Source organism: Parascardovia denticolens DSM 10105 = JCM 12538 (assembly GCF_001042675.1).
Classification (GTDB): domain Bacteria; phylum Actinomycetota; class Actinomycetes; order Actinomycetales; family Bifidobacteriaceae; genus Scardovia; species Scardovia denticolens.
On record NZ_AP012333.1, the window covers coordinates 773,998 to 790,236 of the forward strand.

12 protein-coding genes are annotated in these 16,239 nt (G+C 60.3%); 4 read left to right on the top strand and 8 right to left on the bottom strand.

All coding sequences use genetic code 11. From position 1 onward, the window contains the following. Positions 1–16 precede the first annotated feature (16 nt). Both PSDT_RS03280 and PSDT_RS03285 read right to left on the bottom strand, forming a co-directional pair. Positions 17–970, bottom strand: a complete 954-nt coding sequence (locus PSDT_RS03280) for a PfkB family carbohydrate kinase (RefSeq protein ID WP_006289381.1) — start codon at positions 968–970, stop codon at positions 17–19. A gap of 234 nt (positions 971–1,204) precedes the next feature. After that, a complete protein-coding gene (locus tag PSDT_RS03285; RefSeq protein WP_006289380.1) occupies positions 1,205–2,812 on the bottom strand; it encodes an aminopeptidase P family protein in 1,608 nt (535 codons plus the stop codon). Positions 2,813–2,934: 122 nt separating this feature from the next. Here PSDT_RS03285 and PSDT_RS03290 point away from each other — a divergent pair, with 122 nt between their 5' ends. Both PSDT_RS03290 and smc read left to right on the top strand, forming a co-directional pair. Continuing rightward, positions 2,935–4,527, top strand: a complete 1,593-nt coding sequence (locus tag PSDT_RS03290; RefSeq protein WP_006289379.1) for a bifunctional folylpolyglutamate synthase/dihydrofolate synthase — start codon at positions 2,935–2,937, stop codon at positions 4,525–4,527. A gap of 2 nt (positions 4,528–4,529) precedes the next feature. Continuing rightward, positions 4,530–8,207, top strand: coding sequence for a chromosome segregation protein SMC (gene smc, locus PSDT_RS03295; protein ID WP_006289378.1), 3,678 nt, complete (start codon positions 4,530–4,532; stop codon positions 8,205–8,207). Position 8,208: 1 nt separating this feature from the next. Here the strand turns inward: smc and PSDT_RS03300 are convergent, their stop codons facing one another. Continuing rightward, the gene (locus tag PSDT_RS03300) at positions 8,209–9,849 is read right to left on the bottom strand and encodes a Mur ligase family protein (RefSeq protein ID WP_006289377.1); all 1,641 of its coding nucleotides are present in this window, start codon (positions 9,847–9,849) and stop codon (positions 8,209–8,211) included. 62 nt (positions 9,850–9,911) lie between these two features. Beyond that, positions 9,912–10,679 (bottom strand): exonuclease domain-containing protein, encoded by a 768-nt coding sequence (locus PSDT_RS03305; RefSeq protein WP_036737430.1) that lies wholly within the window; start codon positions 10,677–10,679, stop codon positions 9,912–9,914. Positions 10,680–10,880: 201 nt separating this feature from the next. On the opposite strand from PSDT_RS03305, the gene PSDT_RS03310 reads away from it, so the two are divergent. Then, positions 10,881–11,636, top strand: a complete 756-nt coding sequence (locus PSDT_RS03310; RefSeq protein WP_006289375.1) for a sigma-70 family RNA polymerase sigma factor — start codon at positions 10,881–10,883, stop codon at positions 11,634–11,636. 335 nt (positions 11,637–11,971) lie between these two features. Then, positions 11,972–12,349 carry a hypothetical protein gene (locus tag PSDT_RS03315; protein ID WP_006289374.1) on the top strand — a complete coding sequence of 126 codons (378 nt, stop codon included), beginning with the start codon at positions 11,972–11,974 and terminating at the stop codon, positions 12,347–12,349. A gap of 704 nt (positions 12,350–13,053) precedes the next feature. Here PSDT_RS03315 and PSDT_RS08725 read toward each other — a convergent pair. The 4 genes from PSDT_RS08725 to gap all read right to left on the bottom strand — a co-directional run bounded on the left by PSDT_RS08725 (position 13,054) and on the right by gap (position 16,043). Continuing rightward, a complete protein-coding gene (locus tag PSDT_RS08725; protein WP_372656330.1) occupies positions 13,054–13,128 on the bottom strand; it encodes a 50S ribosomal protein bL37 in 75 nt (24 codons plus the stop codon). An 88-nt stretch (positions 13,129–13,216) separates the two neighbouring features. Next, the gene (locus tag PSDT_RS03320; protein ID WP_006289373.1) at positions 13,217–14,170 is read right to left on the bottom strand and encodes an aldose 1-epimerase family protein; all 954 of its coding nucleotides are present in this window, start codon (positions 14,168–14,170) and stop codon (positions 13,217–13,219) included. Between the two features lie 88 nt (positions 14,171–14,258). Next, a complete protein-coding gene (locus PSDT_RS03325) occupies positions 14,259–14,789 on the bottom strand; it encodes a YbaK/EbsC family protein (protein ID WP_006289372.1) in 531 nt (176 codons plus the stop codon). 198 nt (positions 14,790–14,987) lie between these two features. Continuing rightward, positions 14,988–16,043 carry a type I glyceraldehyde-3-phosphate dehydrogenase gene (gap, locus tag PSDT_RS03330; protein ID WP_006289371.1) on the bottom strand — a complete coding sequence of 352 codons (1,056 nt, stop codon included), beginning with the start codon at positions 16,041–16,043 and terminating at the stop codon, positions 14,988–14,990. Positions 16,044–16,239: the final 196 nt, after the last annotated feature.

The window sequence follows — 16,239 nt, forward strand, 5'->3', positions numbered from 1 at the left end:
AGAAACATGGCTCGGATCAGCCGACCGTGGTCTCGCGCAGATGCTGCCAAGTCACGTAGTCGGGGATGCTGTCCGGCAGAGGGGTCCAGTTTTCCCGCTGGGTGCAGACGTAAGCAGCCACGTTGACCGCCTTCTGATGCCCTTCTTCCATCGGCGCCCCCCGCAGGATCTCCGCGGCCAGGACCCCGGAGAAGACGTCCCCGGCTCCGACGGAGTTGAGGGCGTTCACATGCGGGGTGCGGATGCGGGAGGCGCGGCCATCGGCGCTCATGACCAGGGAGTAGGACCTGCCGGCCGTCATGGCGATCATCCGTAGATTGGGGTAATGACGGAAGAACCAGGCGCAGGCCTCTTCGTCGTCCATCCCGTCTTCGTTGGCCTCTTCCATCCCCAGCAGGCTTTTGAGGAAGGCGAATTCGCTTTGGTTCATCTTGAAATGGGTGGAAAGGCGCAGGAGCTGGTCGATCAGGTCCCTGTCGTAATAGTCCCCTCGCAGATTGACATCGAAGAAACGCAGGCAGGAGGTGGGGGCGTCGTCGATCAGATTGAGGATGGTCTGCCGGGATTCGGGGCTGCGCAGGGCCAAGGTCCCATAAGTGATTCCGTCGGCCCGGGAGATGATCTTCTGGACTTCGTCGGTCTCCCTCAGATGGTCCCAGGCGGCTCCTTCGGTGATGGAATAGGAGAAGGTGTCGTCATCTCCGGCCATGATCCCGGCCGTGCCGGTGGGGTAGTCATTGCGTTCGAAGTAGTAGGGGATGCCGGCTTTCCTGACGGTCTCTTCCAGCTCGGATCCCAGTTGGTCGTTGCCCAAAGCGCTGACCGAGTAACCGTCGACCCCGTCCTGCATGGCGTGATAGATGAAATTTACAGGGGCCCCGCCGGCCGTTTTACCTTCGGGAAGCATGTCCCAGAGGACCTCCCCCAAAGAGATGACCAATGGTTTCCACTCCTGTGTGATTTCAGCCACGCGCGCTCCTTTTCGTCCATCTCATCGCCTGTGGGAAGGATCTTTCCGATTCCTGAAGAAGGCTATTTCTGCTGGTTTGTCCCCGGTCCGATCGCTAATCGTAGTGGTTGGCCGCAAACGATACCAGTATAACCCGAGGGTCAGGATAGGTCGGGTCCGCCCTGCGGGCCGCTCTTAGACAGGGCGGCCCGGCTTCGGGAAGCAGATGTGGGCGGCTCAGATCGCTCAGATCGCTCAGGCAGCGCGATTTGCTTGGGCGGCGCAGTCGGCCATCCACTTCTCCACATCGTCCACCTGCTTGGGGATGCCGATGCTGAGCCATTCGGGCCCTTTTTCCGTCATGAGGACGTCGTCCTCGATGCGGATGCCGACTCCGCGGAATTCGGGCGGGACCAGCATGTCGTTCTCCTTGAAGTAGAGGCCGGGCTCGATGGTGAAGATCATGCCGGGGGTCAAAGCGGCGCCCTGGTACTCTTCGTACCGGGCCTGGGAGCAGTCATGGACGTCCAAACCCAGATGATGGGCGACGCCGCAGGCGTGCCAACGACGGTGCTGCTGGCCTTGGGGGCTGAGGGATTCCTCCACGCTCACCGGCAGGATGCCCCACTGATACAGGGCCTCGGCCAGGACCCTCATGCAGGCCTTATGGATATCGGAATAAGTGGCGCCGGGCTTGGCGGCTTCGAAACCGGCCTGCTGGGCGTCCAGGACCACCTGGTACATCTGGCGCTGCAGGTCGCTGAAATGACCGTTGGTGGGGAAGGTGCGGGTGATGTCGGCCGTGTAAAGGCTGTCGACTTCCACCCCGGCGTCGATAAGCAGGAGCTCGCCGGACTCGATGGTCCCGGTGTTGCGCATCCAATGCAGGGTGGGGGCGTGCGCGCCGGAAGCCACGATGGTGTCGTAGCCTTCGTTGTTGCCTTGTTCACGGGCGTTGGCGTTGAACTGGCCTTCCAGGATGCGCTCGCTGCGAGGTCTGCCGATAGCCGCCGGCAGGGCTGTCAACATGCGGAAGAAGCCGTCTTTGGTGGCGGCGATGGCCTTGCGCATTTCGCCCACTTCGTAGGAATCCTTGAGCATGCGCTGGACGGAGGTGGCCTGGTAGAAGGCGTCGTCATCGGCTTGAGTCTTGCCGTCGTCGGAGAAGCCATTATCGTGACGGATCAGGTCGACGGATTCGGTGATCTGGGGGTCCACATTGCGCACGACCCGCAGCTGGACGGCCCCTTGCTCAGGTCCTACGTTCTTGGCGACGGCGTCGTCGAAGTCGGCGATGTCGGCCGTATGCAGGCCGGTCATCACGGCCAGTCCCTTGAGGCCGGGCCGGGCGCCGACCCAGTATTCGCCGTAGGAGGCGGATCGGTAGTATTCCTGGGTTGTCTGGTCGCTGCGGGGATGGGTGTACAAGGTGGCCGTATGGGTCTGGCCTTCTTTGGCCTCCGGGCTGTCCGGATCCACGGGGTTGAGGACCAGTACGGCCCCGGCTTCGTAATCCTGGCCCAGGCCGGTGTAATAGGCGAAGGCGCTGTCCGGGCGGAAGGCGTAATCGCAGTCATCGTTGCGGACTTTGGCCTGGCCGGCGGGGATGATCAGGCGCTGGCCGGGGAACTTGGCTCCCAAGGCTTTGAGACGGTCGGGCACGAAGCGGGATGATTCCAAGGGTTCGACCTCGTTGTCCTCTTCCCCCCAGCCGGACAGCATGAACCGCTCGAAAGTGCTGCCGGTCGGCCGCAGGGTCCGGTTGTGGCTGCGCTGGGTCTGGGTGGACTCGGCGGCCAGGGTGGTCTCGTCCGGGTGGAGCTGACCTTCCGACTTCTGATTATCTGTCATCGATTCCTCCATATGGTCAAATCATTCCGATGATTCCTGCCCCTATAGTAAGCCATCAAGGCGATGAAGGAGGGGGCCGGAAGTCGTCTGCGCCCAAGGCTTGAAGTCCTTTGAATGGCTTAAAATCAAGCGTTATGTCTCAAGAATTTCCGGAAAATCATGATGCCGGCCTTTCCCAGGTCTATCGTGAGATAATGTCCCGCGCCCCCGAACACGATTTCGATCCCTCTTTGGACCGTATGAAGATGGTCGTCGATTACCTGGGACACCCGGAAGAGTCTTTCCGGGTCATCCATGTGACCGGGACCAACGGCAAAGGGTCCACCGCCCGCATGGCCGAAGCCATCTGCCGGGCTTATGGGCTGCGCACCGGCCTTTACACCTCCCCCCATGTGCAGAAGGTGACTGAACGCATAGCCATCGATGGGCAGCGCATCAGCGACGAGGCCTTCGTCGACCTTTACTATCAGGTCAAGGGTTTCATCGACTTGGTGGACAAGGAATCCCAGGCCCAGGGCGGTCCCAGGATGAGTTTTTTCGAAGTCCTGACCACCATGGCCATCTGGGCTTTCGCCGACGCCCCTGTGGATGTGGCCATCGTGGAGGTGGGCATGGGCGGCCGTTGGGATGCGACCAACGTTCTGAATGCTGACGCCGCCGTCATCGGCCCGGTGGATATGGACCATATGCAGTGGCTGGGGGATACGGTCGAACAGATCGCCCAGGAGAAGGCCGGGATCATCAAACCGGATTCCACCGTGGTCATTGGGCCCCAGCCCCATGCGGAAGCGGTCGAGCTCATTCTGGAAGACCAGGCTCAGGAAGTCGGGGCCAGGACCCTGCTGCGCGATGGTCAGGAATTGCAAGTCGTCTCCCGGATGCCGGCAGTCGGCGGGCAGGTGGCCAGTCTGCGGACCCCGCGCGGCCTTTATGAAGACATCACCATAGCCATGTTCGGCCAACATCAGGCCCATAACGCCTTGGCCGCCCTGGCCGCCGCGGAGACGGTCATCCCCGTTTCCGACCAGCTGGACCCCGACCTGGTGGCTTCGGCCTTGCAAGGAGTGAAGGTGCCGGGCCGCATCGAGGTCATCCGCTCTTCCCCCACCATCATCATCGATGGGAGTCATAACGTCCAGGCCGTCTCCGCCTTGCGGGACGCCTTGGAGGAAAATTTCGACTTCAAACAGATCGTCGGCGTGGTCTCCATGATGAAGGACAAGGAGGTGGAGGCCGTTTTGGGCGTGATGGAGCCTGTTTTGGACAAGATCGTGGTCACTGAGAACTCTTGGTCGGCCCGGGTCATGCCGGTCGACCAATTGGAGCAGATCGCCAGCCAGGTCTTCGGGCCGGATCGGGTCATCCGGGGAGAGGATTTCCCCGACGCCATCCAGAAGGCGGTCGATCTGGTGGATGTGGACGACGAGACCGGGGTCGGCTATGGGCATGGAATCGTGATTTTCGGCTCCTTCGTCACCGCCGGGGACGCCCGCACCCTCTTGGAGGAGAAACCCAACGCCGACTTGGCCAAGACCAGGCAGGAGCGGGTCCACGGCCTTCCCGCCGCCTCCGGCTTGGCCCCGCAGGAAGCCGCCGAGGCCGAAGAGGATGAAAAGGACAAAGAGGAGGGGTTGGCCTCCTACTTACAGGCCGTTCTTCATGATGACTTCGGGAATGAGGGAAGCGATGGAGGATCCGACTCCGGCCGCGCGGAGGTAAACGAGTAAGCATGTACGTCAAAGAGCTGACCCTGCGGGGGTTCAAATCCTTCGCCAACGCCACCACCTTGCGTTTCGAGCCCGGCATCACCGCCGTGGTGGGGCCCAACGGCTCCGGCAAATCCAACATCGTGGACGCCTTGGCCTGGGTGATGGGGGAGCAGGGGGCCAAGACCCTGCGCGGAACCTCCATGGAGGACGTGATCTTCGCCGGCACCTCCTCGAGGCCTCCCCTGGGTCGGGCCCAAGTCTCTTTGACCATCGACAACTCCGACAGGACTTTGGACATCGACTATTCCGAAGTGACCATCTCCCGTACCATCTATCGCAACGGGGGCTCGGAATACGCCATCAACGGGTCTCCGGCCCGCCTTCTGGACGTGCAGGAGCTGTTGAGCGACATCGGCCTGGGCGCCCACATGCATGTGGTGGTGGGCCAGGGCCGGCTGGATTCCATCCTTCGGGCCACCCCGGCCGACAACCGGGCCTTCATCGAGGAGGCCGCCGGAATCCTCAAACACCGCAAACGCAAGGAGCGGGCCTTGCGCAAGCTCCAATCCACCCAGGAGAACGTGGAACGCCTGGACGACCTGCTCACGGAGATCAAACGGCAGCTAGGGCCTTTGCGCCGCCAAGCTCGGGTGTCCCGCAAGGCTGACAGCATCCAGATCAGCCTTCGCGACGCCATGAGCCGCCTCTACGCGGACGACGCCGTGCAGGTCATGGCCAGCCGCGACCAAGTCCGTTCCGATCTGGCCCAGATCCGCGGCGACCTGGCCCGGGAACAGCAGGAGCTGACCCGGGTCAAACTGCAGATCGAGCGTCTGGAAGACCTGGCCAGCCAATCCTCCCCGGCCATGGAGGCCATCAACCAGACCTGGCACCAGATGTCCCAACTGGAAGAACGGTTCAAATCCTTGGCAGCCTTGGCTTCCGAAAGGTCGCGGTCCTGGACTTCGCAAATCGTCTCCATAGGGGGAGATGACCCTGACATCCTCCTGAAACGGGCCGGCGAGCTGGCCGCCTTGGCCCGCAGTGAGGAAGGCAGGAACCAGGACCAACGGTTGGCCTTCGACAAAGAGACCGAGTCCCGGGCGGCGGCGGAAAAGGAGCTGGCCTCCATCCGTCAGATGATCACCCAGCTGCGGAAGGACGCCCAGGAACGCGACGCCCACATCGCCTCCGTGCGGGAAATGATCGCCCGGCAGGAGGCCCGGAAGCAAGGCTTGGATGGGCGGGAGTCCGACCTGGCCTCCCAGAAGGCTTCTTTGGCGACGCTCAGGCAGGAGACCCAGGCCAGGCTGGATTCCTTGCACGCTCAGGAGCAGGCTCCGGAAGAGGTCGATGAAGACCGGCTGGAAGCCTTGCGCTCGGCCATGGACGAGGCCCGTGGCCGGCGGGACGAGGCCCGGAACAAGCAGAGGGACCTGCAGTCCACGGTCATCTCCTTGAAAGCCAAGGCCGACGCTTTGGGCGACACTTTGGAGGCCCGGACGACTTCCACGGATATGGAGAAGCAGGAGGGGGTCGACGTTCGCGGTCGGCTCGCTTCCTTCATCCGGGTCGAGGAAGGGTGGGAGGAAGCGATCTCCAAGGCCTTGGGGCCGTTCGCCTCCGCCTTGGTCCTGCCGGATTCCACCCATCTTTTGCCGGCCATGGCCCTGGCCCGTCAGGAGAAGTTGGGCCGGGCCGTCGCTTTGGTCCCAAGGATCAGGCTTTCTGATTCTTTCAAGCTTTCTGATTCTTCTGATCTGGCAGACCGATTGGGCCTGATTTGGGCCGGGAAGGTCGTGACCCCCAATCCGCTTGCCGAAGATGCCGATTTGGCCTGCCAAATCGCTCAATCCGTCCGTTTCCTTCTTTCCGACGTCTTCCTGGCCGCGGACTTGGACCAGGTCCAGGAAGTCTTGACCCGAGCGGACTGGGGTCTGGATGATTGTCCTTTCGGCCAGATAGCCGTGCGGACCGGGGAAGTCATCACCCCGGTGGGGGCTCTGGGAGGTTCCTCCCAGTCCCCAAGCGACCTGAGCCTGGCCGCCCGCCGGGACAAGGCCCTGGCCCAGGCGGGCAAGGCCCAGGATGAGGCTGATTCCTGCCAGGAGTCCATCGATTCCAATGACAAGGCTTATACCGATTTACGGGCCCAGGTGGAAGAGACCAAGACCAAGTTGACCGAACTGCGTCTTCGCCGTCAGCAGGCGGACAGGGACTTGGCTGCCACCCAACAATCCTTGGAGAGCCTGGACCGCAGACAGGCGGATCTGGACCGGAAATTGGCTTCCTTGGCCGATGAGAGGCAAGGCTTGGATTCCACCTTGACGACTTTGCAGGAAGACCTGCGTTCGGCCCAGACCGTGGAGAAGGCCGACCTCAATCCGGATGACCTGGCCCGGCAGGAGCATGACCGCGAAGCCAGGCTCGCCTCCCAACGGGAGAAGGAAGTGGCGGCCAAGATCTCTTGGAACGAGTCCAGCCAAAAACTGCAATCCTACAAGCGCCAGGCCGACCTCCTGCGTTCCCAGGCCCAGCAGGCGCAAAGCCGCCGGGCCCGGATCGAGGAAGAGAACCAGGAGCGCCGGGCCAAGGCCGTCCAGGCCGTCCAGGTCGCTTCCCTGGCCACTCAGGCCGCCCAGACCCTGATGGTCCACATGGATCAGGTCAGCGCCAAACGGCAGGAATTGCAGGCCCAGGCCTCCTCCCATGACGAAGAGTTGACCGTCTTGCGGGCCCGGCGCAGGGATTTGGAGCCCCGGGTCAACGCCTTGATTCAGCGGGAGCATGACAGCGACGTTCTTCGCGAACGGGTGGCGGCCCAGGTGGGCCAGGTCACGCAGAAGGTCATGGATGATCTGGGTCTGAACCTGGACGAGCTTTTGCACAGCTACAGTCCCGATCTTCCGGTCCCGCTTTTGGACGATTACGGGCGGCCGATTCCCCTGGATCAGGCCGTAAACGGCGAAGGGGACGATCGCGAGGAAACCGATGACTCGCAGGGCCGTTTCCGCACGGAGCCTTATGACCGGCAGAAACAGGAGAAACGTCTGGCCCAGGCCCGGCGGGACCTGGCCGCTTTGGGCAAGGTCAACCCTTTGGCCACCGAGGAATACGACGCTTTGCAGACCCGTCATCAGTACCTGAGCGAGCAGAGGAACGAAGTGGTCACCTCCCGCGACAACCTCATGAAGCTGATCAGGGACTTGGATTCCACCATGGTCACCGTTTTCAAAGAGGCCTTCGATGATACCGCCGCCGCCTTCGAAAAGGTCTTCGGCACCCTGTTCCAGGGCGGGCATGGGCGTTTGCGCCTGGAAGACCCGGATGACCTGCTCAACACGGGGGTCATCGTGGAGGCCAGCCCGGCGGGGAAAAGGGTCCGGCAGTTGACCCTCCTGTCGGGAGGGGAGAGGTCTTTGACCGCCCTGGCCCTGCTCTTCGCCATCTTCACGGCCCGCCCCAGCCCCTTCTACATCCTCGACGAAGTGGAGGCCGCCTTGGACGACATCAACCTGACCCGCCTGCTTAAAGCCTTCAACAACCTTCGTCAGCGCTCCCAGCTCATCATCATCACCCATCAACAGAGGACCATGAGCATAGCAGACGCCTTGTATGGGGTGACCATGCGGTCCGATGGGGTCACGGCGGTCATCTCCCAGAAACTCCAGCAGGGGAAGGTGGACCTGGAAGGCTGATTCAGGCTTCCAAAAGCCGGGAGAGGACCTTGTCGTCGCCTTCATAGGCCACGTGCTTGTTCAGATGCTTGATCCAGCGCTCGTTCCCTTTGCCGATGGCCAGGATGACGGTCATCCCCCCTTCTTCTTGGTGCCTGGCGGCGTCGCGGACCGCTTCTTCCAAGGCATGGGTCCTGTCCAGGACGATCCCGTGCTCCACCTGGGGGTTGGTCACCGCCTGGTCCATCTGCTGGCAGATCTCTTCCATGGGTTCGGTGTCGGTATCCTCTTCGGTGAAGATGAAGCGGGCGATGCGGTCCTGGGCGGCTTGGACGATCTCCTGCCGGCGGTCGTAGGCCTTATTGCCTGCCGAACCGGTCACCAGGATGATGCGCGGGTCCATCTTCCCATAAGCCTTGTCCACGTAATCCAGCAAGGCGGTGGTGGAGACCCCGTTATGGGCGTAATCGACCACGGCCAGACTCCCCTGGGGGCTGCTGAAGGTCTCCATCCTCCCCGAGATGGTCACCTTCTCCATGGCTTCCAAGGCTTGGGCGATGGCCGGGTCAGTCAGGTCCATCCCTAAGGACTTGACAATGGCGATGGCGGCGGCGGCGTTGGCGTAGTTGAAGTCGCCGGCGATGCTGAGGCGGAAGTCTTTGCTGAATCCCTGCCCATCGCTGATGCGGAACCCCAGCGTCGGATCCGGATCCAGAGGGCTGGCGGTGACGGTGGGGAGGGAAGCCAGACGGGAGTCTTCAGCCTCTTCGTGATGGGCTGATCCGCTTTCCCCCTGAACCAGGCGGAAAGCGGACAGGCCAGCCCCATGGGCCCGCGCGTCCTCGGCCACCAAAGAGGCATGGGCCATGGTCGCGTTCATGACCAGATTGTCGCTATTGGCCGCGATCTGGCGTTTGCAGTAGAAATAATCCTCGAAAGTGGGATGCTCGATGGGGCTGATGTGATCGGGGGAGATGTTGATGAAAGCCCCCACAGCCATCCTCAGACCGAAGACACGCTGGACCTTGTAAGCCTGGGAGGAGACCTCCATGACCAGGTATTCCATGCCCGCGTCCACCGCCTGCCGCATCATCCGGTAGAGGTCCAGGGACTCGGGGGTGGTCAGGTTGGATTCCGTGAAGGTGGTCCCGTCCACGCAGTTGTCCACGGACGACAGGAGGGCGGCTTTGCCTCCGGAGTAGGCGGACAGGATGGCATGGGTGAAGTAGGCGGTCGTGGTCTTGCCTTTTGTCCCGGTGATGCCGACCACTTTCAACTGGCTGGCGGGGTCGCCATAGAAGGCGGCGGAAAGGAGGGCCAGGGCTTGACGGACGTCGGTGACGATGATTCCCAAAGCCTTGGTCGCCGAGCTGAAATCCTCCTGGGCCACGTAGCAGGGCAGGCCGAGGGCGTCGGCCTGGTCCAGGTAGGAGCTGTGGAAACGGCCTTTGCAGACCAGGAGGCTGGCCGAGTCGATGGTACGGGAGTCATAAGTCAGGTTGCTGAAAACGATGGAGCTCAGGTCCTTCCCCAGCTGGGAACCCAGGCTTTCCAGGCTGTCCGCCCAGACCTCCCCGGCTATCAGCTCCCGCAGCAGACCATGGGAGGAGAGGATTTCAACGGCGTGAGAAAGGGTGATTCGGCCCTGAACGTTTTCAGTCATAAGCATCATGGTAGAAGGTAGGCTAGATGGCCGCGGGCACGACGGACTTCCCCTCGCTGAACTTACCGATTCCTGGGGAACCAGGAGTCGGTCACCGGCCGCCGCCCGCGGGAGATCAGATAGTCGTTGAACTGGTCTTTCCAGGCTTCATGGGCCTGACGCTGCCAATCCATCAAAGAAGCCAGGTCCAGCTGGCCCACTTGCGGGTAAAGAGTAACCATGGGGGCCACCAGGTCCACGGCCGCGATCGTATCCGCTGTGGCGTCGTGGAAGGAACCATGCGGCTGGACCCCGTAATAATAGGTGGTGTCGGTCAAAGTCCGCTTGCCTTTGCGATGGCTGACCGACCGGTCCAAGACCAGGGGGTCCACAATCAAAAGCTCATGGCCCAGGTCCTGCGTCTGCTGGTTCAGGTTCCTGTCTCCCAGCCGCCGCAAATCCCCATCGAGCATGGCCACGTCAAAGGGGGCGTTGTAGGCCAGCAGGGGGATCCGCTTGCTTTGGGCCAGGAGGATGGTCTCGGCGATCTGGCCTATGGCTTCGGCCTGGTCCTGGCCGTGCTCTTGCAGGTAGGCGTCGGTGAAGCCGTTGACTTGGGAAGCGAAGGGATTCATCGGAACCCCGGGGTTGATGATCCACTGACTGATCCGGTCTCCTGGGAATCCGGCCGCCGGGTCCCTCAGAACCAAGGAGGCGGAGGCGATGGCGTCCGTGCCGTAGCAGGCGCCGGTGGTTTCCGTGTCGAAGCCCAAGAGGTAAGAGTCTTTCAAAGGCGTATCCCAGGCCTGATCTTCCAAGGAATTCAGTTGGTCCACAATCGTTGTATCCATGTCTCCATGGTATCGGTCCAAGGGGAAGAGAGTGGTCGGGCCTTGGGCTGAAGCCGCCCGCAGGTCCGGGAATCGGCCGATGACGTGCCTAAAGACATGCCCAAGTGACATATCTAAGGGACATACCTAAATGCCATACCTAAATGACATGCCCAAGGGCCGGGAATCAAGAAGGTGTGGAAAAATGGAGGGGTGGAAACAGTGGAAACCGAATCGGATAAGGAAAATGGCCAAGAGTGGAGCCTAGGGCAGAGGCAAAGCCTAGGTCAGGAGCAAAATGCAGGCCAGGGCGCAGGCCAAGAGCAAAGCCCAAGCCAAGAGCGCGAGGAGGGCCAATCCTTCCAAGAGCTGGCGACCCCGCTCATCGACAGTCTTTACCGCTATGCCATGAAATTGACCAACAATCCGGAAGACGCCCAAGACCTGGTCCAGGACACGTTCGAAAGAGGCTACAAGCATTTCGATTCCTTCACCCAAGGGACCAATTTCGCCGCTTGGATGACCACCATCGAGCGCAACCTCTTCTTCAACCAATACCAGAAGGCCAAACGCAGTCCCAAGCGGGCCAATGACGCCACGGGCGAATACAACGATTGGGACATCTACGCCGCCTCGGAGCATCAGGGGTCAGGCCTCAAATCGGCCGAGCAGACCTATGCCGACGCCTATCCTCCGGAGGAGATCATGGACGCCCTGGCCAAGCTCTCTCCCGAACGCAGGGAGGTCTTCATCCTGGCTGCCATCGACGGCAAGTCCTATCAGGAGGTGGCCGACGAGCTGGGCATCAAGATCGGCACGGTCATGAGCCGCTTGAACCGGGCCAGGACTCAGCTGAAGAAGGAGCTGCAGTCCTATGCCATGGAAAGGGGCTATTCCCGGATCCATCTTCCCGGCAGACAGGGGTCCCCGGCCCACCCAGGCCCGGGCAAGGCCAACAAAGACGGGGAGGAAGGGTGATGTGGCTGGCGCTTTCATGGATTTCCGTGGCTGCTGTGGTATCTGTGGCTTCTGTGACCCCTGCGATTTCACTGATTGTGAATCATCCTTCCTGGTTGGAAGAATCCGGACGCTGTCCAGTTATCCTTTGCGTAGGAGCGGATTGGGTCCGGTGTAGCCGCCCGAAACCGCCATCCCGACGGCTTCGGTTGCGGTGGCGTCGGATGTGACGAGCCAGGCAAGATAATCCGGACAAGACGATTCAGAGGCAACCCAACAGCAACTCAAATTAGACAACCCAGCAACTCGACAACAAAGCGTTAGCGGAAAAGCTAATGGCGACCTGAAGGATAGACATGGCAAGGTATGTACGAAGCGGATACGCAGTGGAGGTCTTCCGCGGCTTTCAGACCCAGATCACCTGTGTGCAAAGGGTGAGGGGGCATTTCGACGACTCCGATTTCGCCTATGAGTGTGGCCAGGTGAGGCACTGTCTGAGGCGGTCGACCGGCCGCGCCTCGACTTCGGTCAGCTATATCCCCACTGTCTCCGTCGTGGAAAGGATCGCCTGCGATTGCGGCGATTGCTTCTCGGAGAAGGACCTGGATTCTCTGGAGGAAGTGGCCATGCTGGACTGCATCAAACGGACTTTGCGCCCTCAGTCGGCGCCTGACCAGGTGAAAAGCCGGCTTTTCCAGAGTCTTGAAAGGATTTGTTCCTGCGGTTGTGACTAGGCTCTCCGGATTGTTGACTCATCCGGGTGATTGAACTGCCAAATGAATGGGCTACAGGCTGTTTGGGCTGCCGGTTGGTTGAATCACCGGCATTGCCCTTCCTTCATTACACCTTTTGCACCTTTAAGGCGTATACGAAACGAGGTTACAGAAAAGTGACCGCCATTTCCAATGGTGTTTTTCTGTAACCTCGTTTCGTATACACGTCCGGTTTTTGAAGGTTGCTTTGACCCAAGTTTTGCCCAATTTTGGCTTCCTCGGCGGTCTTTGCCAAGGCATTTTGATGATTTTTGGGCAATGCGGCATTGTTTTAAGGGTGGTGGGATTGTTCAAGGCGGGCAAAGCCTCCCCTTGACTATCATGGTTGGGAGGATGGGATGTCCACAATCTGGGGGGATTCACAATCTAGGTCATTTCAGTCTGAGATGGTGGCCATTTGAGCTGTTGACAATGGGGAAGGCTTGGAATCTGGTGATCTGGAACTTGCAATCTGAGAGTTTGGATCTGTGTACTCTGGGGGAATCTTGCATTTTAAGGCCGTCTGGAGCTTTGCGACCTAGGGATTTTGGAATTTGTAATCTGGGAGGGATCTAGAGAAACTTGGAAAATCTAGGGCCACTTAAGACCAAACGACACTTGGGAAAAGGAAAAGCCCCGCACGTGGCGGGGCTTTACGCATTCATTGGGAAGAATGCTAACGAAGCTTAAGCATTTGGCCTTTTGCCGTGGTTAGCAGCCTTCTTGCGGCGCTCGCGACGCATACGTCCACGCTTGCCCATAATGGCCTCCTTTAAGAATTTGTACCTTTGGTATTATTCCATAGTCCACAGACGAGTGGATTTCTAGTGGATTTTGGCAGCTTAGTCTTTACTTTTCTTCGGCATGGAAGGAGAAGGTGGTGCTGACTTCGCCGTCAGGCTCGATGCTCAGCAAGTCGATGCCGGTCCGGAAGGCGTTGGCATAGGCGGTCTGTGGCTCCACGGCCACCCCCTGCGGACGGTTCTGGGGAGCGAATCCCGTCCCGGTGCACACCTGGAAGGAGGTGACGGACCTATCGCCGCTCAGGGTGACGGTGATCCCGTCAGGCCTGGTGAAAACGGCGGAAGTCAAGCCCGTGGCGGGGTCATGGTCCACAGAGGTCCAGGCATCATCGAAAGGCCGGCCTTCCAAGCTGGGGCCTTCCCGCAGGTCGTATGTCGTCCCTTCCACCGGCTCCTGCCCGGTCGGCAGGAGCCGGTCGTTGACGGTCACGTGGGTGTCGGAGGGGATGGTCAGGTGGCACATCCCGTTGGCCTGGTCCACGGCGTCGCCTTCCGCTTGATCGGACCCATTGAAAAGCCAAGGATGGATGGCGCAGGCCCAAGGAGCCTCGCGGGAGTCGTGGTTATGAGCGGTCACGGTCAGGCCCAGGCCATCTTCGCTGAGCCGCCAGCAGGCGGTCACGGTCAGGTCGAAGGGATATCCGGCCAAGTAAGGGGTCTGCCAAGAGAGGGTGACCGACCCGGCGTCCAAGGAGACCAGGTCCCACATGGCCCGATAGCCGTACCCATGGATGGCGTTATTCCGGTCATGCTCGTCGATGGGCAGGAGGTAGTGGTTCCCGTCGAAGTCGTATTCCCCATCTTCGATGCGGTTAGGGAAAGGGATGAGGATCTGGCCGCAGCAGGCATGCACGGTCTGGTCCGTAGGGGAGGGGACCACGATTTTCTTCCCCTGCCAAGTCAGGGATTGCAAGGCGGCCCCTTGCTGGAGGATGATGGCCCGGTAGTCGCCGGCCTCGATAGTGTATTCATTTCCCCTATGATGGGTGCGGATGGTCATCGGTTTTCTCCTTTGAAAATGAAGAGTGAAAATTGAAAGCGAAAGAGGACGCGAACAGTGATATTTTAGGTCAGCCCCTTACCAATCTTCACCAAGCGGCGATGTCGGCCTTGGTCGCCGGCTTCCGTTTGTTCAGGACCGCCAGCAGGTCTTCCGGTTTGATTCCCAGACTGATACCCCTTTTGCCTCCGGAGACCAGCATCTCCTCGTAGTCGAAGGCGGATGTGTTGATCACCGTCCGATGGGCGGTTTTCTGACCAAGAGGGGAGATTCCTCCCACCACGTAGCCAGTCACCCTCATGGCCTCGGCCGGTTCCGCCATGGCCGCTTTCTTCGCCCCGACAGCGGCGGCCAAGGCTTTGAGGCTGAGATGGCCGGTCACGGGAACGACTGCGGTGATGAATTCTCCATCCGCCTTGACCAGTAGAGTCTTGAAGATCTGACCGGCCTCATGGCCGCTGATCTGGGAGGCCACTTCCCATCCATAGCCTTGGTCCATGTGATCGGCTGAATGCGTATAGGTGTAGACGGCGAAAACCGCGCCGGCTTTCTCCAGCTCCTGGACCGCCGGAGTGGAAACGTGCTCATTCGTGGGCGTGTTTTTCCGTTTCTTGGACATGCCTCCATAGTGGTCCGCCAGCTAGACGAGCTAGACAAGGAAAACAGGAAAACAGGAAGGCGGGTTAGGGGAAAAAGACAGAAACGGCAAGCTAAGCAAGCGAAGCTAAGGAGGTAGGAGGCAAAAAGACAGGAAAACAAAAAGCCCCCATCATGATGACGGGGGCTTGAGCCAATTGGACTTGGCTAAACGACTCCCTTACTCGCTGATCTCAGCGAAGTAGAGGAGGGTACGAATCATATTGGAGGTGAAGCCGTACTCATTGTCGTAGAAGGCCACGGTCTGGACCAGCTGCTTGTCGCCGGCGGTGTTGACCACGGTCTGGGTGGGATCGAAGACGCCACCGTGGGTGTCTCCGATGATGTCGGAGGAGACGATGCCGTCGCCATTGAAGCCGTAATACTCGCAGTCGGAATACTTCTCTTCGAAGACCTTGTTGATCTCGTCAGCGGTGACCTTCTTGGACAGCTCGACGGTCAGCTCGGTGATGGAGCCGGAAGGCACCTGCACGCGCTGGGCGTGGCCCTGCAGCTTGCCGTCCACGGAAGGAACGACCTTGCCGATGGCCTTGGCGGCGCCGGTGCTGTGAGGAATGGTGTTCACGGCGGCGGCGCGGTTGTTGCGTGGCTTGGGATAACGAGGTCCATCGAGGATCATCTGGGTTCCGGTATAGGCATGGATGGTGGTCATGAAACCGACCTCGATGCCCCAGTTCTCGTCCAGGGTCTGAACCATGGCCGCCAGGGAGTTGGTGGTGCAGGATCCGGCGGAGACGATCTGGTCGGAAGCCTTGAGGATCTCATGGTTGACGCCGTAGACCACGGTGGGGGTGGTGTCATCCTTGGCGGGAGCGGAGATGAGGACCTTCTTGGCGCCGGCGTTCAGGTGGGCCTGGCTCTTCTCGGCGGAGGTGTAGAAACCGGTGCATTCGAGCACATACTCGACTCCATCGTTCTTCACCCAAGGAATGTTGTTCGCGTCCTTCTCGGCGTAAACGGGGTATTCCTTGCCTTCGACCACGAGGGCGGTATCCGTGGAGGAAACCTGCACGGGACGGCCGTCAACGTGGCGGAAGGAGCCCTGGCTGCTGTCATACTTGAGCAGGTAGGCGAGCATGGACGGGGTTGTCAGATCATTGATAGCTGCAACTTCAATGTCACCAGCTTCGCCACCCTTTTCCTGCAATTCGAAAATACGGCGGAATGCAAGGCGGCCGATACGGCCGAAACCGTTGATACCAATCTTTACTGTCATATAATTACTCCCTTAGGGAAATAAGTCATTGATCTGCCTGGTGGCACATCAAAATTGGGCCTTTGCCAACGCCTTCCAGTCTACTGTTGGGGCTGTACGATGCAAGACCGTTTGACCCCAGGCTGAAGTTCTTCCAGAGCTTGGAATCAGTGGTCTGCCACGGCGACAGTATCAAGACAGGTGCAAGACTGGGCCA

Bases quoted from the DNA above. Each gene is read 5' to 3' on its own strand.
- PSDT_RS03285 (WP_006289380.1), bottom strand. From the start codon at position 2,812: ATGGAGGAATCGATGACAGATAATCAGAAGTCGGAAGGTCAGCTCCAC.
- PSDT_RS03290 (WP_006289379.1), top strand. From the start codon at position 2,935: ATGTCTCAAGAATTTCCGGAAAATCATGATGCCGGCCTTTCCCAGGTC.
- smc (WP_006289378.1), top strand. From the start codon at position 4,530: ATGTACGTCAAAGAGCTGACCCTGCGGGGGTTCAAATCCTTCGCCAAC.
- PSDT_RS03300 (WP_006289377.1), bottom strand. From the start codon at position 9,849: ATGACTGAAAACGTTCAGGGCCGAATCACCCTTTCTCACGCCGTTGAA.
- PSDT_RS03305 (WP_036737430.1), bottom strand. From the start codon at position 10,679: ATGGATACAACGATTGTGGACCAACTGAATTCCTTGGAAGATCAGGCC.
- PSDT_RS03315 (WP_006289374.1), top strand. From the start codon at position 11,972: ATGGCAAGGTATGTACGAAGCGGATACGCAGTGGAGGTCTTCCGCGGC.
- PSDT_RS03320 (WP_006289373.1), bottom strand. From the start codon at position 14,170: ATGACCATCCGCACCCATCATAGGGGAAATGAATACACTATCGAGGCC.
- PSDT_RS03325 (WP_006289372.1), bottom strand. From the start codon at position 14,789: ATGTCCAAGAAACGGAAAAACACGCCCACGAATGAGCACGTTTCCACT.
- gap (WP_006289371.1), bottom strand. From the start codon at position 16,043: ATGACAGTAAAGATTGGTATCAACGGTTTCGGCCGTATCGGCCGCCTT.